The organism is Xanthobacter pseudotagetidis (genome assembly GCF_043194795.2).
GTDB lineage: Bacteria > Pseudomonadota > Alphaproteobacteria > Rhizobiales > Xanthobacteraceae > Xanthobacter > Xanthobacter tagetidis_A.
In genome coordinates, this window is the sequence record NZ_CM195534.1 from 2,564,420 (window position 1) to 2,587,682 (window position 23,263).

The following is a 23,263-nucleotide window of genomic DNA, read 5'->3' on the forward strand; positions in this document are numbered from 1 at the left end:
AGGTCACACGTTCGAATCGTGTCGGGCGCGCCACTTCTGGTCACACTCGTCGTATCAATTTCTGAGTGATCGGAGTCGCCGGGTAAGTACGCCCGAGCCGGCATCTCGAAACGAACCGTCTGGGACAGTCGAGGTGCTAAATCGTTAGTTGGCCACAATACTTCGCTTGGACTTTCGTGCGCTGGCAAACGCGCGATCTGTCGCCATGAATCGTTCGATCATCGGCGCCACGATCTTGCTGGGATCCGGCGCCGGCTGCCCGCTCTCGCGCCCGATGGCTTCCGCGTAGGCGACCAGGTTGCGATGCACGGCGGCGGGCAACTCGATCGTGAGCTTTACCGGCTTGTCATCCTCGATCGTGCCGAGCTTGAGCTTGCTCATCTGCTTGCCTCCTGCTGGCCGTAGGGCGCCATCACGAGATCGCGATTGACGATCACGCGCACGGGGAAGCCCTGACGAATGGTGAGCGTCGGCTGGATGTTGAGTTGACGGCGCACGAGCTGCTGGCCAGTGCTGTTGATCGAATCCTGGGAACCACGGCGTAAGGCGCGGACGAGGTCGCTCTCGTCGCGGTCGGACCCGACTTCCGCGCCGACGCTCAGCAAGGTCGACAGCGCAGCGGCCTTGATCAGATCCCACCAGTGATAGTCCATCTCGTCCTCGAGGCCGGAGAAGCCACGTGCATCGGCACCCTGCTGGCGCTCGAGCACGATGGACTTTCCGTCAGGCAGCATGATGCGATTCCAGACGAGCAAAACGCGCTTCTGACCAAAAGAAATCTGGCTGTCGTATTGGCCGATCAGCCGAGATCCCTGCGGGATAAGCAGGAGTTTTCCAGACGGAGTATCATAAACGTGTTCGGTTACCTGCGCTGTGACCTGCCCGGGAAGATCGGACTGAATGCCGGTGAGAAGCGCTGCCGGAATCACGGTGCCGGCTTGCACCACATAGGGCGACGCCGGATTCGCCAAGCGATCCTGGCTGACGGTGCGGCGATCGATCGGGCCGTTGACGAATGCGAGCTTGCGATCCTGCATGTTCTGCATGGCGTTGGGGTCGAGCGGCGGGGCTTCCGCCGGCACCGCGAGCGTCGTGCCTGGCGCTGGAGTCGCGCTTGCAGGCGTTACAGGCGAAGCGATGCGGATTGCCGTCGCTGCGAAGAGCTTGCTCAAACGGGCAGCTTCGATCTCCTGCAGGCGGCGCTGCTCCTCGGGCGTGACGCCCGGCTGTGGCAGCGGGCCACCCGGCGGGATCGGTTGTCCCTGGTTCTGCGCGCTGAGGATCGGCCGGCCGAGATCGCCCGGCAACGGCGGTCCGAGTTTGGGGATGCCGGTATAGTCGCGCGGAAGGCCCGTCAGGCCATCCGCCGTCGGACGGTTCTCAGTCGAGTAGAGTTCTCTGTTGTCCTGGCCGGCGCGTCGCGTCTGAAGGGCGTAGATCAGCGCCGCCGCAATCGCGAGTCCAGAGACGGCGCCGAGGCCGATCAGCACCTTGCGCGACAAACGCGTGACCTGTGGCCGCTCAGGTCGCAGACGCAAGTCGGGCGCGACGTCCGATGCATTCTGCGTTCCATCGGTCATGACCGGCGCCTTCCGTCGGTGCGGACGATACGGACGCGGCGTTCGCTGTTGCTGTCGCCGAGGCGCAATTCGGCCGCGCCGAACAGGCGGTCGACGATGTAGTAGTTCTGGCGGGCGCGGTAGTTGACGAGTTCAGTGTCGCCGCCAGCCCCTATAATAAAGAGTGGCGGCATCTCGCCCTGCCGGATACCCGATGGGAACTCGATATAGACCTTGATGCCGTCGTCGAAGGCCCGCAGCGGTCGCCACGCCGGCGTGTCGCCTTCGATCTCGTACCGGAAGTTGAGCGACGAGATGTCGACGCCGGTCGCGACCGGCTGGGCGGCATGCGCGGCTGCATTCTGACGCCGCAACGCGATGAGTTGGTCCTGCGGATACTGCCAGGACACCGAGGCCATGTAGGTCTTTTCGGTCGAGTTCAACTCGAGGAGATAGGTGCGGCGATCGGTATTGATAACGAGATTGGTCTGCAGGTCCGGCCGCGTGGGCTTCACCAGGATATGGACCTGCTTGGTCTCGGCCGTGCCGCTCTCAGTGTCGCCGATGATCCAGCGCACGGTGTCGCCGGCGGCAACGGGGCCGGAGCCGACAAGCTGCTCGCCGGGCTGCAAGGCGACGTCCGTCACCTGTCCCGGCGCGGCATAGACCTGATAGAGCGCGCCGGACGAGAATGGATAGACCTGCACGGCATTGATGAAACCGTTGCGCACCGGCTGGACGCGCGCTGCCTTGTTTGCCTGCGTGATGCGGTCCTTCGGATCCTTTGGCTCCGGCGGCGCCTTGGCGCCCGGCACCGGCTTCAACTGACCGGGCAGCGGCAGCGGCTTTGGAAGCTCGACCACTTGCACCGGCGATGGCGGTTCGGCGGCCTGAACGGCCGGTACGAAGTCATCGTAAGTGATGTCGGGCGGAAATAGCTTTTGCGCGCACCCTCCGAGTCCCGCGGTGCCGATCAGAAGAAGGGTCTTGAGCAGCTTTTGCTTATGGATCGGCGGCTTCATTGGGAGAGCTCCTTCGACCAGTTGATGGCGTTGACATAGATGCCGAGCGGGTTCTGCTTCAGGCGGTCGGCATCGCGTGGCTGTTGCAGGGCGATGGTGAGGATCGCGGTCCAGCGTTCGATGCCGGCGAGTTGACCGTTCTCATAAGCGCGCTCGAACCAGGCGACGCGGAACGAGTCCGGCGAGGCGCGGATGACGCTCGAGACCTCGACGGCGATCTGGCGCTTGCCTACCTTTGCGAAAGGATCGTTGACGCGCGCGTAGTCGTTGAGCGCCGATGCGCCGCGGTCGGTCGTGAACTCGTAGGCGCGCAGCCAGTTCCGGCGCACGATCACGGCATCAGCCGGTATCGCGCGGACCTGCTCGATGAAGCGCGCGAGATGCCAGGCGATCTGCGGATCGGTCGGCTTGTAGTCGGCGATCGCGGGACCAACCGCCTGCGCCTCGCCGATCTTGTCGATCTGCACCACCCAGGGGACGATCGAGCCGCGCGCCGACTGCCAGACCAGGCCCGCCGCGAGGCCCGCCGAAAGGAACAGCGAGCCGAATGCCATCAGCCGCCAGTTCTTCGCCTGCACCCGCGCAGAGCCTATGCGCTCGTCCCAGGCTTGAGCTGCGCGCTGATAGGGCGTCTCGGGTTCAGGGGTTGCGCCGTAGCGCACAGAAGGGCGACGGAAGACATTCATCAGCGTTCATCCTGTCGGAGGGAAATGGAGGCGCCGCCGCCATGACTGTCGCCAGAGCGGACAGCATGCGCGGCGGCAGTGGCGCCGTGACTCATCGTCTGATGGCGCTTCATGCGTTGCGCCCAGGCGGGCGGCGAAGATGGACTCGCAGCAGCATCACCGGCGTTCGACCCGCCGATCGTGCCCATCGTCGAGGAGCCGCCGGTCGCAGCGGCGGCGCTCCGTGCGCCACCGCGATAGCTCTCGGCCATCGCGCCGGAAGCCCGGCTCGCCGCGCGGCTGACCGGGCGCGTCGCGGCCGCGGCACCTGCGCGGGCAACGCCGGATAGACCGGACGCGACACCGGAAGCGCCGCTCTGTCCGGCTGAGGCGAGGCCGTAGGATGTTGACGCGCCGCCGGCGAGCGCGGCACCGCCGCGCGCGGCCGCGGCGGTCGCGCCCATCGCCGCCCCTGCTCCCCTCACGGCCATTCCGGCTGCCGCGCCGCCCGCCATGACGGCACCGCCTGCGGCCACGGCCGTTCCCACCGCGGAGCCCGCACCGAGTTGCGGGCCGCCCGAGATCAGACCATTGGCGATGCCGGGTCCAAAAATGCCGAGGCCGAGCAGCGAGAGTGCGGCAAGGACGATTGCCATTGCGTCTTCGACGGTCGGCTGATTGCCGCCGAAACCCGCCGTAAATTCGGAGAACAAGGTCGAGCCGATGCCGACGACGACGGCGAGCACCAGCACCTTGACGCCGGAGGAGACGACATTGCCGAGAACGCGCTCGGCAAGGAAGGCGGTCTGACCGAACAGACCGAACGGGATCAGCACGAAGCCCGCCAAGGTGGCCAGCTTGAACTCGATCAGCGTGACGAAGAGCTGGATCGCGAGGATGAAGAAGGCGAGCAGCACCATCCCCCAGGCGAACAGCAGCACGACGATCTGGATGAAGTTCTCGAAGAAGGCGATGTAGCCCATCAGGCCGGAGATCGATTCCAGGATCGGGCGGCCGGCATCGAGCCCAACCTGAGCAATGCGACCGGGACGCAGAAGGTCGGCGGCGGAGAATCCCGTGCCGGACGCCTTCAGGCCGAGGCCGGCGAAGCTCTCGAACACGATCTTCGCGAGCGCGTTCCAGTTGCCGATGATGTAGGCGAAGACGCCGACGAACAGCGTCTTCTTGACCAACCGCGCGATGATGTCTTCGTCGGCGCCCCAGCTCCAGAACAGCGCGGCGAGCGTAATGTCGATGACGATCAAGGTCGTGGCCAGAAACGCGACTTCGCCGCTCAACAGACCGAACCCGGAATCGATGTAGCGGGTGAAGACTTCGAGGAAATGATCGATGACGCCAGTGCCGCCCATCAGCGCGCCTCAGCCGGTTTGTTGTTGGGTGCAAAGAAGCGCCGGCGGTTCTCGGCCCAGACGCGGCGGCAAGTGTCGTCGGCCGCAAGTTGCTCGGCCGTGACGTCGCGGCAGCGCGCGAGATCGGCTGCCATCGGATCGCTTTTCGTTGTTAGAGGCACAACATCGTGGCTTGCGTCATCGGTGCGGCTGGCCTCACCGATGGCGATGACGATGGCCGCCACGACAACAGCGATCGCGGTGAAGCGCAGAAAGGAGCGGACGGCCGCATCACGCCCGTTTCCACCTTTGCCGTTGTCGCGCAGCCAGACTTTGATCACTGGAACATCCGCACTGTGGTGGGACGGTAGCCCGCGCCGGGGGTCAGGAAGCGCCGGAGTTGCTCACGGCCCTGCTCCTGCGCAGCGGCGCGTTGCGCGGCTTCGAGGTTCTGTGCGCGGCCTTGCGCCGCGACGGCCGCGGTGAGATCGGCAACTTGCTGTGTCTGCAAGGCGATGAGCTGGTTACCGGCCTGGGTCGCCTGCAACGCGCCGGTCGCGGACTGGCTCGCGGTCACGAGCGACGACATCTCGGTGCGGTTGGTCTCGAGATTGGCGACGACTCCGGCGTGAACCTTCATGGCGTCCTGAAGGCCTGCGACGGAATTGCGCCACCGCTCGCGCGCGCCATCGATCAGCGCCTGGTCGCTGGCGGTCGTTGAGGCTGCGCCGTAAGTCGTGGAAAAGGCGTGGTCGATCTGCCCGACATCATAGGTAATGCGTTGGGCCTGACCGAGAAGCTGCTGGGTGCGCTGGATCGATCCGACGATCTGGTTCAACGATGATTGCGGCAGGCTCGCAAGGTTGCGCGCCTGGTTGATCAGCATCTGCGCCTGGTTCTGCAGTGATGTAACCTGATGGCTGATCTGCTCCAGCGCGCGTGCCGCCTGCAACACGTTCTGCGCATAGTTGTTGGGATCGAACACGATCTGTGCCGATGCCGGCGCGATCGACAAGATGACGGCGACAGTTGCCGCAAGAATTGCCGCACGGCGGCCGGACTGCTTGATGCTCATGATGACTCCAGGTTGGTCAGGTTGGGAATGAGATCGGCGGCCCAGAGAAGGTCATGTGCGGCGAGCCAGCCGTGAACGAAGCCCTCGTGGCCAAACTCAGCGATCACGCGCTCGATGTCCGCGTGATCGGTCTTGGACGAGGCGGCGCAGAAAGCGAGCGCAACCGGACCCAATCCGAGTTCGAACAGGCGGTTGCCACGGCGGGATTGGCAGTAGTAATCGCGCTTGGGTGTCGCGCGCGCGATGATCTCGATCTGCCGATCGTTCAGGCCGAACCGCCGGTAGATCGCGGTGATCTGTGGTTCGATCGCGCGCTCGTTGGGAAGGAAGATGCGCGTCGGGCAACTCTCGACGATGGCGGGCGCGATCGGGCTGCCGTCGATGTCGGATAGCGACTGCGTGGCGAAGACGACGGACGCGTTCTTCTTGCGCAACGTCTTCAGCCATTCGCGCAATTGCGCGGCGAACCCCCCGTCGTCGAGCGCGAGCCAACCTTCGTCGATGATCAGGAGCGTCGGGCGACCATCGAGCCGGCCCTCGATGCGGTGGAAGAGATAGGCGAGCACCGCGCCGGCGGCGCCGGTGCCGATCAGACCTTCGGTCTCGAATGCCTGTACGGACGCCTCGCCGAGTCTCTCCTGCTCGGCGTCGAGTAACCGCCCGTAGGCGCCGCCGATGCAGAACGGCCGCAGCGCCTGTTTGAGCTTGGCGGACTGTAGCAGGACGGCAAGGCCGGTCAGCGTCCGCTCGCCGAGTGGAGCGCTGGCGAGCGAAGCGAGCGCGGCCCAAAGATGCTCCTTCAACTCGGGCGTCAGCGCGACCTGCTCGCGCGCGAGCATGTCGACGACCCAGTCGGCGGCCCAGGCGCGTTCCGGCATGTGGTGGATGCCGGCGAGCGGCTGGAGCGAGACGGATGTCTCCGCGCCGTCGGACAGCCCGCCGCCGAGATCGTGCCAGTCGCCCTGCATGGCAAGTGCGGCGGCGCGGATCGATCCACCGAAGTCGAAGGCAAACACCTGCGAGCCCGGATAACGCCGGAACTGCAACGCCATCAACGCCAACAGGACCGACTTGCCGGCGCCGGTCGGACCGACCACCAACGTGTGTCCGACGTCGCCGACATGCAGCGAGAAGCGGAACGGCGTCGAGCCTTCGATCCGGCCGAAGAACAATGGCGGCGCCGCGAAGTGTTCGTCCCGCACCTCGCCGGCCCAGATCGCGGAGACCGGGATCATGTGGGCGAGGTTCAGCGTCGAGACCGGCGGCTGTCGGACATTGGCGTAGACGTGGCCTGGCAAAGAGCCGAGCCACGCCTCTATCGCGTTGACGCCCTCGGCGATGCAGGTGAAGTCGCGACCCTGGATGATCTTCTCGACCAGCCGCAGCTTCTCGGCCGCAATGCTGGGGTCTTCATCCCATACCGTCACCGTCGCTGTGACGTAGGCCTGGCCGACGTCATCGGCCCCCAGTTCCTGCAACGCCATGTCGGCATCGGCCGCCTTGTTCGCGGCATCACTGTCGACCAGGACCGACGCCTCGTTGGTCATCACTTCCTTGAGGATCGCGGCGATGCCCTTTCGCTTCGCGAACCATTGCCGCCGAATCTTCGTGAGCAGCTTTACGGCCTGCGTCTTGTCGAGCAGGAGCGCGCGCGTCGACCAGCGGTACGGGAAGGCAAGCCGGTTCAATTCGTCGAGGATTCCGGGATGGGTCGCGGTCGGGAATCCGATGACCGTGAGCGTGCGCAGATGGGAGTTTCCCAGGCGCGGCTCCAGTCCACCGACCAGCGGCTGATCAATCAGCAGCGCGTCGAGGTGCATCGGCGTTTCGGGGACGCGAACGCGCTGGCGCTTGGTCGAGACGGTCGAATGAAGATAGGTCAGCGTCTCTGGATCATCGAGCCAATCGACCTCCGGTACGAAGCCTTCGAAGAGTTGCAGCACGCGATCGGTGCGGTCGACGAAGCCGCGGAGCAACTCTCGGGCATCAACGCCGGTCTGATCCCGCCCCTCGTAGAGCCAGCTCTCGGCGCGCGACGCATCCTCGGCGGGCGGCATCCAGAGGAATGTGAGGTAGTACCGGCTCTCGAAGTGAACGCCAGCGGCTTCGAACTGCTCACGGCGTTCGAGATCGACCAGGGCGGACGCGGCCTCAGGAAAGATGCTGTCTGGATACGCGGTCGCCGGACTGCGCTGCGCCTCGACGAAAATGGCCCAACCGGAGCCCAAGCGGCGGAGCGCGCTGTTGAGGCGCGCCGTGGTGCCGATGAGTTCAGCCGGCGTCGCGCTGTCGAGATCCGGGCCGCGGAAGCGCGCCGTGCGCTGGAACGAACCGTCCTTGTTGAGGACGACGCCCGGTGCGACCAGGGCGGCCCAGGGCAAATAGTCGGCAAGGCTTGCGGTGCGATTGCGATACTCGGCGAGGTTCATCATGGACCGAACCTCACGACCGGAAATACGCGGGATAACGCAGATGCCGGCGCACCACGTCGACGAACTGCGTATCGCGCTTCGTTGCCCATACGGCTGCGAAGTGACCGACGGCCCAGAGCACGAGGCCAATGAGCCACAGCCGCAGGCCGAGGCTGACAGCGGCCGCGAGCGTTCCGTTGGCGATCGCGACCGCGCGCGGCGCGCCGCCGAGCAGGATCGGATCGGTCAGCGCGCGATGGACCGGCGCATGGAAGCCGGCAATGGGCTCGCCCGTCTGCATCAGAGCAACGCTCCGCCGCCGAACGAGAAGAACGACAGGAAGAAGCTCGATGCGGCGAACGCGATCGACAGGCCGAACACAATCTGGATCAGACGCCGGAAGCCACCGCTCGTGTCGCCAAAGGCCAGCGTCAGCCCGGTGACGATGATGATGATCACGGCGATGATCTTGGCGACCGGTCCTTCGACGGAGTCGAGAATCTTCTGAAGCGGCGCTTCCCAAGGCATCGAGGAGCCCGCGGCATTTGCCGTGGACGCCGACATCGCAGCAATTGCGATCGTGGCGGTGAGCAGAGCGACCTGCGAGCGCAGGCCGCGCGACAGTGCGGTCATGGGTGGTCTCCGTGGGATGTTGATGTTCCGCCCGCTTCAGACGGGAGGATGAGGTAGTCGCCGCTTGCGGGATCGAGGCCGGCGACGAAAGCGAGTTCGGCGAGGCGGCGCTGCGCACCACGCCCGGCGAGGACCGCGACGATGTTGATCGTCTCCGCGATCAGAGCGCGCGGCACCGTGATGACGGCTTCCTGGATGAGTTGCTCGAGGCGCCGGAGGGCACCGAGCGCGGTGCCGGCATGGATGGTGCCGATGCCGCCGGGATGGCCGGTGCCCCATGCCTTCAAGAGGTCGAGCGCCTCGGCGCCGCGCACCTCGCCGATCGGTATGCGATCGGGACGCAACCGCAGCGAGGAGCGCACGAGATCCGACAGTGTGGCCACGCCGTCCTTGGTGCGCAGTGCGACAAGATTCTGCGCCGCGCATTGCAGTTCGCGGGTATCCTCGATCAGCACCACGCGATCGGATGACTTGGCGACTTCTGCGAGCAGCGCGTTGGTGAGCGTGGTCTTGCCCGTCGAGGTGCCGCCGGCGACCAGGATATTGCGGCGCTCCGTGACGGCCTTGCGCAGGACTCCTGCCTGGGCGACTGTCATGATCCCGGCGGCCGCATAGTCATCGAGCGTGAAGACCGCAACGGCCGGCTTGCGGATCGAGAACGCCGCCGCGGACACGACCGGCGGCAGCAGTCCCTCGAACCTCTCTCCCGTTCCGGGCAACTCGGCGGAGACGCGCGGGGCGCCGGCATGGACTTCGGCGCCGACGTGATGCGCGACGAGGCGAATGATGCGCTCACCATCGGCGGAAAGAAGCGTCGCGCCGGTATCGAACAATCCTTCGGAGAGACGATCGATCCAGAGGCGGCCGTCCGGGTTGAGCATCACCTCGACGACGGCGGGGTCTTCCAGAAAGGTGGCGATGTCCGGCCCGAGCGCCGTGCGCAGCATGCGGGCACCGCGCGTGACCGCTTCTGCCTTGGGAGTTGCGTTTCCCATCTTGCCCCCGGCGCTGCGTCGGCCTGTCGAGTCGGGCCGGACATCGGGGACGAATAGAAGAGGCAGGAAACGTAGCAGCGCAACAAGAGTCAGGTGGTCATCGTAGCGGAGCGAAAAAATACAGGAGAGATGCGGTGCCGCTTATGACATGGATGCACTGCTAACGAGGTGGGGAACGGCGGGATGGGCCCGGAGCAGAGCCAAGAACTGCTTCAGGGTCGGATTGTCATTATTGCGCCGCCAATAAGCGACGAATCCAAGCCGAGTTGGTCCGTTGCCGTCGCGCAATTCTCGAAACACAACCCCTGGCAACGGGGCAAACGAGGATTCACAGGCCAGTGTAATGCCGCGCTCGCCGCGAACGGCACCGATCGTCACGCTATGGTGGGCGTTGATGTGCTTGATTAGGGGACGATCGCCAGGAGCCGCTAGCTTGTTGAGTAAGACATCATTGATCTCCGGCCCTGGATCACGGTGGCTTATGACGAAGCGCTCGTTCCTCAGGTCAGTCCAATACACAACATCACGTTCGGCAAGCCGATGTGTTTCGGGGAGCACGACCATGATCCGCTCGGACCACAGACTCATATGCGCGTAGTCTCGATAGCCGGGCTCGCCCAAAACCACAGCGATATCAATCGCGCCGCGATCAAGAAGCGGAATTAGTGCCGCACGAGTTTCCTCAATAATATTGAGCTCAGCTTCGGCATGCTGATTGGCGAATGCGACCAAGGTGTCGCGCAAAGCTCCTGCCGATAGAGAAGTATAAAAGCCGACATCGATTCGGCCTAAATCTCCGCGCTTCGCAGCCTGCGCGGATTGTTTCATAAACTCCAACTCGGCGAGGATGCGATCGGCCGACTGCACAAACTTCTCACCTGGGGGCGTCAATCGCGCTCCGCCGGCACGGCGCTCAAAGAGTAGAACGTCGAATTGATCCTCAAGTTCACGAATTCGTTTACTCAGCGTTGGTTGCGTGATGTTTAGATCAATGGCTGCACGACGGAAACTGCGGTGCCTAGCCGCGATAGAGAAATAGAAGAAGTGGGCTACCTTCATACTCGCGATACAGCCGTCGATCCTCACAACTGAACCCGATACAGCAGACAATCCAGATTTCATTGTCTTGAACTGACCACATTGATGTTGCATAATAGTTTCAGTTTCACGCGCCTGACCGACTGACCAGCTTCACTCCATCTTTTCGTTGTGCGAATTCATTATGTATTTTGTACGAACTCTTCGTGCATTGCAGGTCTTGCTGCCGCGATGTGAACCACTGCTGCAATCGAACCAGATAGAGATAGACGACCGGTGTCGTGTACAATGTTAGCAGCTGGCTGACCAACAACCCGCCGACCATTGCGTAACCGAGCGGCTGCCGCAGCTCCGAGCCGGTACCGGTCCCGACTGCCAACGGCACACCGGCGAGAAGCGCTGCGGCAGTCGTCATCAGAATTGGGCGAAATCGCAAGAGGCAGGCTTCGCGAATAGCGACGACTGGCGGCAAATGTCGGTCGCGTTCGGCCACGATGGCAAAGTCAACAAGCATGATGCCGTTCTTCTTGACGATACCAATCAACAGAATGAGGGCGACGATTCCGATCACCGACAGATCCATATGGCCGAATTGCAGTGCGAGCAGTGCGCCGATGCCTGCGGATGGCAGCGTGGAGAGGATCGTCAGCGGATGGACGAAGCTCTCATAGAGAACCCCGAGCACGATGTAGACCACCACGAGCGCGGCGATGATCAGTATTGGCATGCTCGACAGGGAGGCCTGAAAGGCCTGTGCGTTGCCCTGGAACGTGCCGGTGACCGCACCGGGCATGCCGATATCAAGTGCCGCCTGTCTGATGGCCTCGACAGCTTGGCCGAGAGCGCCCCCCGGCGCGAGGTTGAACGACAAAGTCACGGACGGAAACTGCCCCTGATGGGTCACGGACAGCGGCCCGACCCTGGTGGTATCGAAAGTCACCAGCGCGGAAAGTGGCACAGCGGCTCCGGTCAGCGGCGACTTCAGGTAGATGCGCTGAAGCGAGGAGAAATCCGTCTGCAACTCTGGGAGCAGTTCCAGAATGATCGGGTAGGTGTTGAGCTGCGTAAAGTACTGCGTGACCTGTCTTTGACCGAAGGCATCGTTGAGGGTGTCATTGATTAGTTGCGGCGAAATCCCGAAACGCGCCGCCTGATCGCGATTGATCTGCACCTGGATTTGCGGCGCATTGGCGAGAAGATCCGTTGCGACATCCGCAATCTGCGGCAGCGTGCGCATCTTTTCCAGCATGCGCTGCGACCACGTCGTCAATTCACCGACGTCGACGCTTTGCAGTGTATATTGAAAGCTTCCGCGCGAACTTCGACCGCCTACCGTGATGTCTTGGATCGGCTGCATGGACAGGTTTGCACCCTGGACCTTGGCCAATTGCGGCCGCAGCCGGTTGATGATCTGCGAGGCCGTCTGAGTGCGTTCCTCGCGCGGCTTCAGGACAATGGTGAAGCGGGCGGTGTTGGCGGTCTGCGCATTTCCGTTGCCGCCCGTGCTGGCGGTCGTTGCACTGACACCCGCAACGTCGGGATCGCGCAGGACGACCTCGGCCAACACTTTCATCAGGCGCTGCATTTCCTCGGACGAGGCCCCCTGCGCGGTTTCCGCCACGCCCCCGATCAGTCCGGTGTCCTGTATCGGAAAGAACCCCTTCGGAATCTGAACGGCCAGATACACGGTGAGCGCCATGGTTGCGAAGAACACGGCCAGAGTCGTTGCCTGGTGTCGAAGCACGATGTCGAGCGTGCGGCGATATCCTGAGAGGATTCCGTCAAACGCGCTTTCGATCGCACGATAGAGGCGCCCATGCTGGTCGGTATTCGGCCGCATGAAGCGCGAGCAGAGCATCGGCACGAGCGTAAGCGAGACGATGGCCGACACCAGAATCGAGGCCGTGACCGTGAGGGCGAACTCGCGGAACATCCGCCCCACAATGCCGCCCATGAGCAAAAGCGGGATGAAGACCGCAACCAGCGACACGCTGATCGACACAATGGTGAAGGCGATTTCGCGGGACCCGGCCAGCGCCGCATCGAGCGGCGATTGTCCCTCTTCCATGTGCCGATAGATGTTCTCGACAACCACAATCGCGTCATCAACGACAAAACCAATCGCGATGATGAGCGCCATCAGTGAAACGTTATTGAGACTGAATCCGAGAAGATACATCGCGGCGAACGACCCGATCAGCGCGAGCGCCACTGTGATGCTCGGGATCAGGGTCGCCCACAGATTGCGCAGGAACAGCAGAACCACCAGCACCACCAGCGCGACCGTGAGAACAAGCGTGAATTCGACCTCGTGAACGGACGCCCGAATGGTGATGGTACGATCGAGCACGGTCTCGACCGTAATCGCGGGCGGCAGGTTCGCAGTCAGCTTGGGCAGTTGAGCCTTGATCTGGTCGACCGTTGCGATGACGTTCGCACCGGGCTGCTTATTGACCGAAAGCAAGATGCCCGGAACGTTGTTGTAATGAGCTGCTGTATTCCTGTCCGATGGCGCCGAAACCGCGCGCCCCACGTCCCGTACCCGAACAGGAGCGCCGTCGCGATACGCAATAATCGCGTCTTCGAACTCATCTGCCTCGGTGATCTGATCGTTTGCGACAAATGCGAAGCTCGCCTTCGGTGTGGTCAGGCTGCCCTTTGGGGCGTTGGTGGTGATATTGACGATGGCGTCTCGCACCTCTTCAAGTGTCAATCCGCGCGCCGAGAGTTTTCCCGGGTCCAGTTGAACCCGAATGGAGGGCTTCTGCTCGCCGCCAATCGCAACCTGGGCGACACCCTGCACCTGTGAAATCTGCTGCGCGAGGAAACTGTCCGCATATTCGCTGACGGCCGTCAGCGGCAACGTCTCCGAACTCACCGAGAGGATCAGGATTGGCGCCTCTGCCGGATTGAGTTTGCGGTAGGTCGGCGGCGATGTCATCGAGTCTGGCAAGTTCCTGGAGGCGGCAGCGATCGCCGCCTGCACGTCCTGCGCGGCCGCGTCGATATTGCGGTCCAGATCAAACTGGATGGTGATCGACGTCGCGCCGAGCGCGCTGAAGGACGTCATCTGCGTGACGCCGGCGATCTGCCCGATCTGGCGCTCGAGCGGCGTTGCAACCGACGAAGCCATGGTTTCGGGGCTGGCGCCCGCCAGCGTAGCCGTGACCTGAATCGTCGGGAAATCAACCTGTGGGAGCGGTGCGACAGGTAGCAGGAAGAATGACGTCGTTCCGACAAATGCCAACGCCACCATCAGCAGCGTGGTCGCAACCGGTCTCCTGATCGATGGCTCGGAGAGGTTCACGATCCACTCCGTGCATCGGCGGTTTGCTGCTTTGTGATGCTCACCGTGCCGCCGCGTTGCAGCCGGTATTGCCCGTCCGTTACCACCCGCTCCTCTCCCGACAGGCCCGACGCAACCACCGTCAGGTCGCCCGACGTCGGGCCGACCTGCAGCGAACGCGGCTCCGCCGTGTTCTTGTCGGTCACAATCCAGGTGAACAGCCCCCGCGGCCCGCGCTGCACTGCGCTAGAGGGGATCGTCAGCACATTGCGCTTGATCGTGACCAGCACGCGCGCATTGACATACTGACCTGGCCAGAGCTGGTCGTCGGCATTGGCGAACATAGCCTTCAGCCGAATCATGTCGGTAGCCTGATTGATGATGTTGTCGATGAGCAGGATCGTTCCGGTGCCGAGTACGCGACTGTTGTCCTGGTCGAAAGCCGTCACCTCGACCGGCCCATGCGCCATGGCTTCACGGATGTCCGGCAGCGCCCGCGCCGGCAGCGTGAATTGGACTGCCGCCGGTTGGGGCAGGACGAGAGTGGCGATCGGTCCGGAATCCGACACGCGTATCAGGTTGCCGGGGTCGACCAGACGAACCCCCATGCGGCCGTCGCTTGGCGCCGTGATCGTGGTATAGTCGAGCTGTGTTTGCGCAGTGGCGATCGCCGCCATATCGGCCTCGATGGAGGCTTTCAGCTGATCGACCTTGCTCTGCTGCTGATCGACATTCTGCTGGGTTCCGATATCCTTCTGCGCCAAGGCCTTGGAACGTGCCAGATCCTTCTCTGCGCCGGTCAGCAAAGCAACATTCTGGCGCTTTCTGGCGGCGGCCTGATCGAGCGCTGCCTGGAACAGCCGCGCATCGATCTTCGCCAAGACGTCTCCCTTCCGGACGTGCTGCCCTTCAGTGAACAGCACCTCCTGCAGCTTGCCATCGACCTCGGAACGGATAGCGACGGTAAACGACGCCTGCACCGTTCCCAGTCCCGTGAGGTAGATCGGCACATCCTGTCGCTTCACCGTGGCAACGCTCACAGGCGCCGGTGCGCGCGTCTGCGATCCGCCGCTGCGCTGCGGCGGCGGACTCGGCGCAAATTGCCAGTAGAGCAATCCGGTGACAGCAATCGCTCCGCCCGCAAGAACAAGAACTTTGCGATACAGGTTTCGGGCAGACATATCCGCGATCCCGTTTGATCCGCCGGTAGATGGAAACCCGCTCATTCGAACGGACCGGCGTGAGGCGCGATCAATCCTTCAACGGTTTGGGAATGGACCGGCCCTTGTCCTTTTCAGCAACGATGAATTCGAGAAAGCGGAGACTTTCCGTTGAACTCGGATTCCAGTGCGCATGAATGGTGCCGGCGGGAACGAACAGACTGTCGCCGGCACGTAGGGTGACTGCCGGCTTGCCTTCCTCCTGAAAGACGGCGGTGCCGGAAAGGATGTGGAAGGTGATCGCTGCCGGATGAAGGTGTCGTGGATTGATGCCACCAGGCTCGTATTCGACGTGATAGACGGCGACTTCCTGGTTCGCCGTATTGGGCACGGCCGTCTTCAGCAGCGGCGCATGCGGGATCACGCCTCGCTTTTCCTGGGCGGAAACTGGCTGGGCGTAGAGCATGCATAGAACTCCTGCTGTTAAAATGCCGATGCTGAAGAGTGAACCTTTGGTCACGTTTTGCCTCCGGACCCTGCGAGGGTGTCTGACGAACGGTCACTCTGACCGAGTCAGATCCATCTGGAATCAGCCCATTGAAAACAGAGCCTTAAGTCAATAGAGCGTCTTGCTCTGATGTTCATTGATGGAAGACATATTGGGCGAAAATGATTGTCCCGCAAACGCCTTTAACTTAATGTTCGCCCAACAAAAGGTTGGGGTCCAACATGACGCGGCGCTTGCCTTCGTTGAACGGATTGCGGGCGTTCGAAGCGGCCGGCCGGCATGGCAGTTTCACCGCTGCCGCGCGAGAACTGAACGTCACACAAACCGCGGTGAGCCGCTTGGTTCGCCTGCTGGAGGACCGTCTCGGCTTTGCACTGTTCCGACGCCACGCGAGTGCGCTCGAACTAACCGCTCAAGGGCAAGCGCTGCTGGCCGGTCTGACCGATGCTTTCGATTCAATCGCCCGCCTCACCGAAAGCGTCGAGGCGATGCGCGGCGGCCCCGTGCTCACGGTGGGAGTAGGACCAACCCTGGCGGTCAGCTGGCTGATCCCGCGGCTGGCCACTTTCTATCGCAGCCACCCCGCCATCGAGGTGCGCGTGGCGACCGGCGGCGCGACCCGTCCGGTGCGTGACGACTGGACCTGCACCATCCGGCGCGATACCGACGCGCTGCCGGGCTATACTGCTGAGCGCCTGTTCCCCAGCATCGTCGTACCGGTGTGTACGCCGGAGCTCGCATCGACGCTGCGTTCGCCCGACGACTTGCGCAACGCGACTCTGATTGTCGTGTCCAATATGCCCAACGAATGGCCGCATTGGTTCGAGGCGGCGCGCCTGCGCTCTCCGCCCCATCCCGCCGGGGAGGCGTCATTCGAGAGCAACGCCATGGCGATGCAGGCGGCGCTCGATGGCGTCGGAGTCGCCATAGCTCAATTCCCTTACGTCAGCGACGCCCTGGCAACGGGCCGCTTAGTCGCGCCATTTCCGATCATCGCACACACACGAGACAGCTGGTTTCTAGAATATCGGCCTGTTCGTCGGGAGGATCCAGCACTTCTAGCCTTTCGAGAATGGCTGCATCAGGAAGCTGATCGCGAACGTCAAGTTGAAACCGAATTGGTGAACCGAGGGTCAATGGGAGCAATAAGAGCGCGTCCTAAGGTGCGTAAGCGCTAGCAGCAAAATCGATGTAGCGAATTCTCAAATATGTCTGAACTAATTCGGCTGTCGGGTTAACCTCGACGTGTGAGGTTGCATGCCTCTTCTGAAATATCATCGCAGATTTCTTGTCTAAGTCTTGGCCCCTTGGCGAGGCGGCGTCCTAGGGCATCGAGGAAACTGTCATACCGCTCCCCGGCCTTGGCCCGCGTTGCCGCCTGGGCGGCGTCGGGTAGTTGCGGCGTCGAGGCAAGCCAGAAGCGGATGAACACCGCCAGCATCTCGACCGAAATGCCGATGTCGCGCTCAAGTCGTTGCAGCCGCCGGTCGATACCGTCGAGCCGCTTGGCGGTGGCAGCCTCGCGGCGCTCGTCGGCATCGGGAGACAGGAAGGACGCGACGGCAGCCTCGGCGATGAGCGAGCGAGACTGGTCGCGCCGCGCGGCGTAGTCGGCCAGCGAGCGCATCAGGTCCGGGTCGAGATAGACGGAGAGACGGGATTTCTTTTCCATGTCAGAGCTCGATGCCGTCGCGAGGATCCATTGCCGCTTGCCGCGCGACCTGCCGCACGGTGCGGCCGACCAAACGGAGACGCATAGCATCGCTGTCGTCGTCTTCGCGATCCGGCTCAAATTCGTTCACCGGGGACTTGACCGGCTCCGGCGCGATATCCTTGTGCCGTTCGAGCCCCGGCTCGCGCCGGAGTCCTGCGTTGGCCGGATCGCTGTCGGTCGTGCCGGCCGACTTGCGGTTGACGAATGAAGTGGACTCCTTCTCAGCCGCTCCGTCTGCCTTTGCGGGTGCGACCGATCGAAGCGGAGCGCGTGCCGACCAGTCGTCGAGCTTCGGCGGCAGCTTTGAGCCACCCGGCTTCGGCGGCGGCTGGATGCGCTCGGCCAGGCGCGGATCCTCAAAGTATCGAGCCTTCTTCGCGCGGATCGGCGGAACGCCGGCGACCATGACGATCTCATTGTCGGGTGGGAGCTGCATCACTTCGCCCGGGGTCATGAGCGGACGGGCTGTCTCCTGCCGCGACACCATCAGATGACCGAGCCACGGGCTGAGCCGGTGGCCGGCATAGTTCTTCATCGCCCTCATCTCGGTCGCGATGCCGAGCGCGTCCGACACGCGTTTGGCGGTGCGCTCGTCATTGGTCGCGAAGCTGACGCGGACGTGACAGTTGTCGAGGATCGAGTTATTGGCGCCGTAAGCCTTCTCGATCTGGTTCAGCGACTGCGCGATCAGGAACGACTTGAGTTTGTAGCCAGCCATGAAGGCGAGCGCGGACTCGAAGAAATCGAGCCGGCCGAGCGCCGGGAATTCATCCAGCATGAGCAGCACGCGATGCCGCCGGTCGGTTGCCTTCAGGTCCTCTGTCAGCCGGCGGCCGATCTGGTTGAGGATCAGGCGAATGAGCGGCTTGGTGCGGCTGATGTCGGACGGCGGCACCACGAGGTAGAGCGTGGACGGCTTCACGTCTCCGGCGATGTCGGCGATGCGCCAGTCGCAGCGCCGTGTGACCTGGGCTACGACGGGATCGCGGTAGAGACCGAGGAACGACATGGCGGTGGAAAGGACGCCGGATCGTTCATTGTCGGATTTGTTCAGCAACTCCCGCGCGGCCGAGGCGACGACGGGGTGCGGCCCGTCTCTGCCGAGATGCGGCGTCGTCATCATCGCGACCAGCGTGGTCTCGATCGGACGCCGAGGATCGGAGAGGAATGAAGCAACGCCGGCGAGCGTCTTGTCGTCCTCGGCATAGAGGACGTGAAGGATCGCACCGACCAGGAGCGAGTGGCTGGTCTTTTCCCAGTGGTTTCTCCGTTCCAACGAGCCTTCCGGGTCGACCAGGACGTCGGCGACGTTCTGCACGTCGCGGACTTCCCACTCGCCTGGCCGGACCTCAAGCAGCGGGTTGTAAGCTGCGCTCTCGGCGTTGGTCGGATCGAAGAGAAGCACGCGGCCGAAGCGCGAACGCAGTCCGGCGGTGAGCTGCCAGTTCTCGCCCTTGATATCGTGGACGACGGCCGAGCCCGGCCAGGTCAGGAGCGACGGCACGACCAAGCCCACGCCCTTGCCCGATCGTGTCGGCGCGAAGCACAACACATGCTCGGGTCCGTCATGACGCAGGTATTCGCTCTCGAACCGGCCGAGCACCACACCGTCCGGGCCGAGCAGTCCTGCGGTCCTCGCCTCGTCGGCATTCGCCCATCGCGCCGAGCCGTAGGTCTCGGCGATCTTTGCCTCGCGCGCCCGCCAGACCGACATGCCGATGGCGACGGCGATCGCCGTGAAGCCGCCGGACGCTGCTATGGCGGCGCCTTCAAGGAAGATGCCGGGCGCGTAAGCATCGAAGAAGTACCACCACCAGAAGAAGGCCGGCGGCGGATAGACCGGTAGCCCGGCGAGGTCGAACCACGATGAACCGAGCTGCGGCTGGAAGCCGAGCCGCCACGCCGTCCACTGCGTCGCGCCCCAGATCGTCGAAAGCGCGATCGAGAAGACGGTGAGGATCTGGCCCCAGAGGATTTTCGTCGCGGTCATGGTCCTGTCCGATGCCATCGGCGGCGACCGCGAACAAAGCGTAGCCCGTGAGGGGCTTCAACAACGATCAATCCCGTATCGCAAACAGGCGTAGGAATGCGAAAAAATACTGAAGGTGTGATTCGCCAGTGATGCCGACAGTGGAGTTAGCCGAATGTCCGTCCCCGAAGCCAATTGTCCCAGTCCGCTTGAACAACAGAAATCGGAGCATCGCGCGCTTGCCGTCCTGCGGATGCTCGGGCGTGAGCCGTCCTATGCGAGCAACGAAGAGATCGTAGGCTGCTACTTTACCCGGCTGGGCCTCGCGTGCCCGCGCGCGCAGGTCAGAGAATGCCTCGCGATGCTCGAACGGCCCGGCCTGATCGAGGTCTCAACGGTTGAGATGCTGTCTGTCATCCGCCTGACGGCGAAAGGCGATGAGGTCGGCAAAGGCCTTGTCGTGGTCGAGGGAGTCCTGCGGCCAGGCGTCGATTGCCCGTACTGACCGCGCCGCCGCAGGATCAAAGTCCCAATCCGCGTTGTCGCCCGAAACTCCAGTCTATTCCGCCATCGGCGCGGGCGATGCCTGAGACATGCCTACCGAGATTGCGTTCCAGCGACGGCGACCAAGGCACGAGCTGGAAGCCGAGACCGTCGTCGATCATGGCGAAGCGGCCGGACGCGAGCATCAATCGCTGACGATAGAGGCCGGCGACATACTCACCACTCGCCGTCTTCCGGAACGGCATTCCCATCTCAGTCGCGAGCTTCTCGCCCATGGAATCGAGTTCACGCTGCCGCAACGTGTTGATGAGGTTGCGACTGTAGATGACCTGCTGCCCCTGCCGGCGAGCGAGACCTTGCTCGATCAGATGCTCGGCCCGGCTTTCCATCGCGGCGCGCACCTCGGCGCCGAACCCGCCGTTTCCGAGGGGTGTTGCATCGCGCGCGATGAGCTGCCGATCGATCCAGGTCGCGCCTGACGCCTTCACCTGCGCATCGAGATCGAGGTCGGACCGCACCGCAAGGGCAGCGCGCTCGCGGCCGTGGGAATCCTCGAACCGGCGCAGTTCGACGATTGATCCTGTCGGGCCATCGCCCGTGGCATCGAGGGTGGCAAGCTTGATGTGATGGGTCCGCCCATCGGTACCATCGACGACGGCGTAGGCAGAGGCCTTCAACTCGTCATCGAGGCCGCGGTCAATCAGACGCCCGACGATGGGATCGGCGAGGCTCTCGCCAGCCAGCACATAGCTCGACGCGCCGCGTTCGAGGCCGCGCTCGGTGAGCGCCCTGTTCATGCGCTTGATGATGTCTCCGCGCTCGGCCAGTTCGCGCAAGGTGGACTCAGCCTCGTCGGCAATCATCCACTGTCCCGGTGCAATCTGGTTTGCAAGCCCGAGCGACTCCAGTTTGCACAGACGGCCGACCTTCTGCGGGAGGTACTCGTCGGGTTGTTTGCCCGCAATCGGCGCAACGTCGATGATGCCATGCCGGTTTGCATCCCGGACAAGCTGGCGATCGAGCCGTGTCCAGCGCTCGGACTCCACCTGGCTCTCGAGGCTGCGCCGGATGTCGAGGTCGGAGCGCGGCCCTAGTTCCTGCGTGACGAGATCCTGCGCCCTCGCCCGCATTCCCTCGCTGATGTATTCCCGCGCAATGACGAGGTCTTTGCCGTCGCTGGCGCGGCCACGGATGATGATGTGGACATGGGGGTTGTCGGTGTTCCAGTGATCGACGCCGACCCAGTCGAGTTTCGTGCCGAGGTCCTTCTCCGCCTGTCGCATCAGGTCGCGCGCGAACGCTTTCAGGTCCGACATGTTCGCCGCGTCCTCCGGCGACACGATGATTCTGAAGTGGTGCCGGTCTTCTTCGCATCGCTCGCTGAACGCCTTCATGTCGGCGTCGTCGGTCTCAGCACCGAACATACGTGCCCGCTCGCCGTCTCGCGTCACGCCCTCGCGGCGCAGGTAATTGAGATGTGCCCGAAGCGTCGCGCGGGCGCGGGTGTTGCGGACGATGCGGGTCTTAACCGTGGCAAGGCGCGAACGGGACGTCACCAGTCGGTTCGCCCGCACGCTGGCGGCGCGGCCACGGCCGAAGCGGGAACGTCGCGGCGCGGTGATCCGTCTCGACCTGGTAACATGGCCCCCGGCACGTTCGGCGGCAGCGAGCGCCTGGGCGATGAAAGGCTTGGCTTGCATGTTCGGACGCGAGCGGATTTTGCCGGGGCGGATGCGGAAGTCATCCTCGTTGCTCATCGCGAATGCTCCGCGATGTGCGATATACGTTGAAGAGATTGCGGAATCTTCGCGTGCGCGATGTCGCGCCATGCTCGCGCACGTCGCAGTGTGCGGGGTGAAACGTGTGCAGAAACAATGCCCCGACCGTCCCCCAACCGGGCCGCACCTCGCGGCCTTTTATCTTGCCCTCCAACGGTCGTGTTGCCGCTCTCCTCCCCGCTTACACACATTCGTGCGCCGGTCTTCGCTGTCTGACGATGGCCTGCGATACGCTTCATCATGGACGCCCGGTCCCGATGCGACGCACGAACAAGTCGCGATCTTGCGGATTGCTCTTGAATGGAGACGTGGCAGATGAACCGGACGATGGCGGTTCAGGTGCCGATGGCGCCGCCGTTGGGATGTGCTCCGATCCCTCCGTCGGAGGCTTGGATTTCGTCGGGAAGAGTGCGCTCGACCAGCTACGCGCCTGGTCGGCGAATGTCGTCGTGATGTCGACGATGGGCGTCCCGGTGTCGGACGGCGCGTCATCAGCCGTATCGAAGATCTCAGTGCTCGTGCCGCGCGGCATGTCGAAGTTCGGTGCATCGCCCTTCGCCGCCGTCGCCGCGACGTCGGTCGCGAACTTGACGTCCGGCCGATCCCACGAGCCACGATAGGCTGCAACGGCGCAGAGATTCGGATCGGTCTTGAAGCGCGGATGAGCTTTGCAACGAGTGGCGAGCTTGGTGAGTTGGGATGCCGCCATCGCGACGTTGCGGCACGGCAAAAGGACCGACGCGGAGACTCGCGATGGAGATACGGACACGCCGGCGAGACCGACGCGCACGATACTGTCGACAGACAATTCCCGCGTTTCACGGATCGCGTCACGCATGTTTCGATACACACGCGGGTTTGCCTCGCCCGGCATTGAGATCGCCCAGGGCTCGCCGCCCGAATGGTGCCAGACCAGCGCATGCATTAACTTCGGATCGACAGTGAGCGCGCACGCGGTCACGAGCGTAAGAAGGTCCATAACGTATGCTCCATGAACAAAGCTCCTCCGCCCGCTAAGCAACCGGCCGATGCCATCGTGCTCGCGGCCGTCAAGGGCAAGGCGCGAGCGCCGGCCTGCGGCCGCCCTTGACCGCCGCTGTGCGCGACGGCCGCGTGAGCCTTGAGCGGGACGGAGGAATGAGTCGCGCTTTTCGCGAACAGAGGAATGACGGCAGTTTCACGCGTGGTGCGCGGATGTCCGACATCCCGGTCACGCATCGGCGACACGGATCAGCTCCGCGTCTCGCGTTTGCTCGGACGCGTCCAGAGCAGATGGAAGGCGGAGCGATCGCTGCCGGACTGGAACAGGTTGGCGCGAACCGGCTGCGGGAAACCAGGATCGTCGATCTGCACGGCGACGTACTCACCGGCCTTCTCGCCGGTGCGCGTCCAGCCCGCGCCGACTTCGGGTCCCTCCTCGTCGCCGGCGTGAATGCGGTAATTCGGGGCGTTCTCGGTGTCTGAATGATCGGCCGGCACGATGGTCAGTTCGATGTCTAGCGAGAGCGTGCGCAGACGTCCGGAGAAGCCGTTTCGGGTGCGGATGAAGTTGCCGATTTGCGCCATGTCATGGTCCCTTCTGTTGGTGAGGTTGAGT

22 protein-coding genes are annotated in these 23,263 nt (G+C 63.5%); 2 read left to right on the forward strand and 20 right to left on the reverse strand.

Annotated elements, in window-relative coordinates:
* Window positions 1-144: 144 nt before the first annotated feature.
* From V5F67_RS11695 to V5F67_RS11765, 15 genes are all read right to left on the reverse strand, one after another.
* On the reverse strand, window positions 145-381 hold the full coding sequence (locus V5F67_RS11695; RefSeq protein ID WP_394017666.1) for a DUF2274 domain-containing protein: 237 nt from the start codon (window positions 379-381) through the stop codon (window positions 145-147).
* Window positions 378-1,580 (reverse strand): TraB/TrbI/VirB10 family type IV secretion system protein, encoded by a 1,203-nt coding sequence (locus V5F67_RS11700; protein ID WP_394017665.1) that lies wholly within the window; start codon window positions 1,578-1,580, stop codon window positions 378-380. Before V5F67_RS11700 ends, V5F67_RS11695 begins: the two co-directional genes overlap by 4 nt.
* Window positions 1,577-2,581, reverse strand: coding sequence for a P-type conjugative transfer protein TrbG (gene trbG, locus V5F67_RS11705; protein ID WP_394017664.1), 1,005 nt, complete (start codon window positions 2,579-2,581; stop codon window positions 1,577-1,579). Before trbG ends, V5F67_RS11700 begins: the two co-directional genes overlap by 4 nt.
* Window positions 2,578-3,267: a conjugal transfer protein TrbF gene (trbF, locus tag V5F67_RS11710; protein ID WP_394017663.1), complete on the reverse strand. Its 690-nt coding sequence runs from the start codon at window positions 3,265-3,267 to the stop codon at window positions 2,578-2,580. The genes trbG and trbF overlap by 4 nt, the downstream gene beginning before the upstream one ends.
* Window positions 3,267-4,616, reverse strand: coding sequence for a P-type conjugative transfer protein TrbL (gene trbL / locus V5F67_RS11715; RefSeq protein ID WP_394017662.1), 1,350 nt, complete (start codon window positions 4,614-4,616; stop codon window positions 3,267-3,269). The genes trbF and trbL overlap by 1 nt, the downstream gene beginning before the upstream one ends.
* Window positions 4,616-4,936 (reverse strand): putative entry exclusion protein TrbK-alt, encoded by a 321-nt coding sequence (trbK-alt, locus tag V5F67_RS11720; RefSeq protein ID WP_183044159.1) that lies wholly within the window; start codon window positions 4,934-4,936, stop codon window positions 4,616-4,618. The genes trbL and trbK-alt overlap by 1 nt, the downstream gene beginning before the upstream one ends.
* Complete coding sequence (gene trbJ / locus V5F67_RS11725; protein ID WP_086089447.1) at window positions 4,933-5,670, reverse strand: P-type conjugative transfer protein TrbJ; 738 nt, start codon at window positions 5,668-5,670, stop codon at window positions 4,933-4,935. Before trbJ ends, trbK-alt begins: the two co-directional genes overlap by 4 nt.
* Window positions 5,667-8,102 carry a conjugal transfer protein TrbE gene (gene trbE, locus V5F67_RS11730; protein WP_394017661.1) on the reverse strand — a complete coding sequence of 812 codons (2,436 nt, stop codon included), beginning with the start codon at window positions 8,100-8,102 and terminating at the stop codon, window positions 5,667-5,669. The genes trbJ and trbE overlap by 4 nt, the downstream gene beginning before the upstream one ends.
* Before the next feature lie 10 nt (window positions 8,103-8,112).
* A complete protein-coding gene (locus tag V5F67_RS11735) occupies window positions 8,113-8,382 on the reverse strand; it encodes a VirB3 family type IV secretion system protein (RefSeq protein WP_394017660.1) in 270 nt (89 codons plus the stop codon).
* The gene (locus V5F67_RS11740; protein ID WP_245303882.1) at window positions 8,382-8,645 is read right to left on the reverse strand and encodes a TrbC/VirB2 family type IV secretion system protein; all 264 of its coding nucleotides are present in this window, start codon (window positions 8,643-8,645) and stop codon (window positions 8,382-8,384) included. Before V5F67_RS11740 ends, V5F67_RS11735 begins: the two co-directional genes overlap by 1 nt.
* Window positions 8,646-8,710: 65 nt before the next feature.
* Window positions 8,711-9,709 (reverse strand): P-type conjugative transfer ATPase TrbB, encoded by a 999-nt coding sequence (trbB, locus tag V5F67_RS11745; RefSeq protein WP_086089443.1) that lies wholly within the window; start codon window positions 9,707-9,709, stop codon window positions 8,711-8,713.
* Window positions 9,710-9,850: 141 nt separating this feature from the next.
* The gene (locus V5F67_RS11750; RefSeq protein ID WP_394017659.1) at window positions 9,851-10,768 is read right to left on the reverse strand and encodes a LysR family transcriptional regulator; all 918 of its coding nucleotides are present in this window, start codon (window positions 10,766-10,768) and stop codon (window positions 9,851-9,853) included.
* Between the two features lie 106 nt (window positions 10,769-10,874).
* Complete coding sequence (locus V5F67_RS11755; protein ID WP_394017658.1) at window positions 10,875-14,054, reverse strand: efflux RND transporter permease subunit; 3,180 nt, start codon at window positions 14,052-14,054, stop codon at window positions 10,875-10,877.
* Window positions 14,051-15,214, reverse strand: coding sequence for an efflux RND transporter periplasmic adaptor subunit (locus tag V5F67_RS11760; RefSeq protein ID WP_157699684.1), 1,164 nt, complete (start codon window positions 15,212-15,214; stop codon window positions 14,051-14,053). The genes V5F67_RS11755 and V5F67_RS11760 overlap by 4 nt, the downstream gene beginning before the upstream one ends.
* A 70-nt stretch (window positions 15,215-15,284) precedes the next feature.
* Window positions 15,285-15,659 (reverse strand): cupin domain-containing protein, encoded by a 375-nt coding sequence (locus V5F67_RS11765; RefSeq protein ID WP_086089440.1) that lies wholly within the window; start codon window positions 15,657-15,659, stop codon window positions 15,285-15,287.
* 263 nt (window positions 15,660-15,922) lie between these two features.
* Here V5F67_RS11765 and V5F67_RS11770 point away from each other — a divergent pair, with 263 nt between their 5' ends.
* Window positions 15,923-16,879 carry a LysR substrate-binding domain-containing protein gene (locus tag V5F67_RS11770; protein WP_394017657.1) on the forward strand — a complete coding sequence of 319 codons (957 nt, stop codon included), beginning with the start codon at window positions 15,923-15,925 and terminating at the stop codon, window positions 16,877-16,879.
* A gap of 56 nt (window positions 16,880-16,935) precedes the next feature.
* Here V5F67_RS11770 and V5F67_RS11775 read toward each other — a convergent pair whose 3' ends face one another.
* Both V5F67_RS11775 and V5F67_RS11780 read right to left on the reverse strand, forming a co-directional pair.
* Complete coding sequence (locus tag V5F67_RS11775; RefSeq protein ID WP_086089438.1) at window positions 16,936-17,373, reverse strand: ribbon-helix-helix protein, CopG family; 438 nt, start codon at window positions 17,371-17,373, stop codon at window positions 16,936-16,938.
* 1 nt (window position 17,374) lies between these two features.
* Window positions 17,375-19,405 carry a conjugal transfer protein TraG gene (locus tag V5F67_RS11780; protein ID WP_394017656.1) on the reverse strand — a complete coding sequence of 677 codons (2,031 nt, stop codon included), beginning with the start codon at window positions 19,403-19,405 and terminating at the stop codon, window positions 17,375-17,377.
* A gap of 154 nt (window positions 19,406-19,559) precedes the next feature.
* Between V5F67_RS11780 and V5F67_RS11785 the strand changes: the two genes are divergently transcribed.
* On the forward strand, window positions 19,560-19,889 hold the full coding sequence (locus V5F67_RS11785) for a VpaChn25_0724 family phage protein (RefSeq protein WP_086089437.1): 330 nt from the start codon (window positions 19,560-19,562) through the stop codon (window positions 19,887-19,889).
* 16 nt (window positions 19,890-19,905) lie between these two features.
* Here the strand turns inward: V5F67_RS11785 and V5F67_RS11790 are convergent, their stop codons facing one another.
* From V5F67_RS11790 to V5F67_RS11800, 3 genes are all read right to left on the reverse strand, one after another.
* Complete coding sequence (locus V5F67_RS11790; protein ID WP_394017655.1) at window positions 19,906-21,645, reverse strand: relaxase/mobilization nuclease domain-containing protein; 1,740 nt, start codon at window positions 21,643-21,645, stop codon at window positions 19,906-19,908.
* A 259-nt stretch (window positions 21,646-21,904) separates the two neighbouring features.
* Window positions 21,905-22,645 (reverse strand): lysozyme family protein, encoded by a 741-nt coding sequence (locus tag V5F67_RS11795; RefSeq protein ID WP_086089436.1) that lies wholly within the window; start codon window positions 22,643-22,645, stop codon window positions 21,905-21,907.
* 251 nt (window positions 22,646-22,896) lie between these two features.
* On the reverse strand, window positions 22,897-23,232 hold the full coding sequence (locus V5F67_RS11800) for a DUF736 domain-containing protein (protein WP_086089435.1): 336 nt from the start codon (window positions 23,230-23,232) through the stop codon (window positions 22,897-22,899).
* Window positions 23,233-23,263: the final 31 nt, after the last annotated feature.

What these genes read in the sequence shown, in the direction of transcription:
- V5F67_RS11695 (WP_394017666.1), bottom strand. Translation starts at nt 381, where the DNA reads ATGAGCAAGCTCAAGCTCGGCACGATCGAGGATGACAAGCCGGTAAAG.
- V5F67_RS11700 (WP_394017665.1), bottom strand. Translation starts at nt 1,580, where the DNA reads ATGACCGATGGAACGCAGAATGCATCGGACGTCGCGCCCGACTTGCGT.
- trbG (WP_394017664.1), bottom strand. Translation starts at nt 2,581, where the DNA reads ATGAAGCCGCCGATCCATAAGCAAAAGCTGCTCAAGACCCTTCTTCTG.
- trbF (WP_394017663.1), bottom strand. Translation starts at nt 3,267, where the DNA reads ATGAATGTCTTCCGTCGCCCTTCTGTGCGCTACGGCGCAACCCCTGAA.
- trbL (WP_394017662.1), bottom strand. Translation starts at nt 4,616, where the DNA reads ATGGGCGGCACTGGCGTCATCGATCATTTCCTCGAAGTCTTCACCCGC.
- trbJ (WP_086089447.1), bottom strand. Translation starts at nt 5,670, where the DNA reads ATGAGCATCAAGCAGTCCGGCCGCCGTGCGGCAATTCTTGCGGCAACT.
- trbE (WP_394017661.1), bottom strand. Translation starts at nt 8,102, where the DNA reads ATGATGAACCTCGCCGAGTATCGCAATCGCACCGCAAGCCTTGCCGAC.
- V5F67_RS11735 (WP_394017660.1), bottom strand. Translation starts at nt 8,382, where the DNA reads ATGCAGACGGGCGAGCCCATTGCCGGCTTCCATGCGCCGGTCCATCGC.
- V5F67_RS11740 (WP_245303882.1), bottom strand. Translation starts at nt 8,645, where the DNA reads ATGTCGGCGTCCACGGCAAATGCCGCGGGCTCCTCGATGCCTTGGGAA.
- trbB (WP_086089443.1), bottom strand. Translation starts at nt 9,709, where the DNA reads ATGGGAAACGCAACTCCCAAGGCAGAAGCGGTCACGCGCGGTGCCCGC.
- V5F67_RS11750 (WP_394017659.1), bottom strand. Translation starts at nt 10,768, where the DNA reads ATGAAGGTAGCCCACTTCTTCTATTTCTCTATCGCGGCTAGGCACCGC.
- V5F67_RS11760 (WP_157699684.1), bottom strand. Translation starts at nt 15,214, where the DNA reads ATGTCTGCCCGAAACCTGTATCGCAAAGTTCTTGTTCTTGCGGGCGGA.
- V5F67_RS11765 (WP_086089440.1), bottom strand. Translation starts at nt 15,659, where the DNA reads ATGCTCTACGCCCAGCCAGTTTCCGCCCAGGAAAAGCGAGGCGTGATC.
- V5F67_RS11770 (WP_394017657.1), top strand. Translation starts at nt 15,923, where the DNA reads ATGACGCGGCGCTTGCCTTCGTTGAACGGATTGCGGGCGTTCGAAGCG.
- V5F67_RS11775 (WP_086089438.1), bottom strand. Translation starts at nt 17,373, where the DNA reads ATGGAAAAGAAATCCCGTCTCTCCGTCTATCTCGACCCGGACCTGATG.
- V5F67_RS11780 (WP_394017656.1), bottom strand. Translation starts at nt 19,405, where the DNA reads ATGACCGCGACGAAAATCCTCTGGGGCCAGATCCTCACCGTCTTCTCG.
- V5F67_RS11785 (WP_086089437.1), top strand. Translation starts at nt 19,560, where the DNA reads ATGTCCGTCCCCGAAGCCAATTGTCCCAGTCCGCTTGAACAACAGAAA.
- V5F67_RS11790 (WP_394017655.1), bottom strand. Translation starts at nt 21,645, where the DNA reads ATGAGCAACGAGGATGACTTCCGCATCCGCCCCGGCAAAATCCGCTCG.
- V5F67_RS11795 (WP_086089436.1), bottom strand. Translation starts at nt 22,645, where the DNA reads ATGGACCTTCTTACGCTCGTGACCGCGTGCGCGCTCACTGTCGATCCG.
- V5F67_RS11800 (WP_086089435.1), bottom strand. Translation starts at nt 23,232, where the DNA reads ATGGCGCAAATCGGCAACTTCATCCGCACCCGAAACGGCTTCTCCGGA.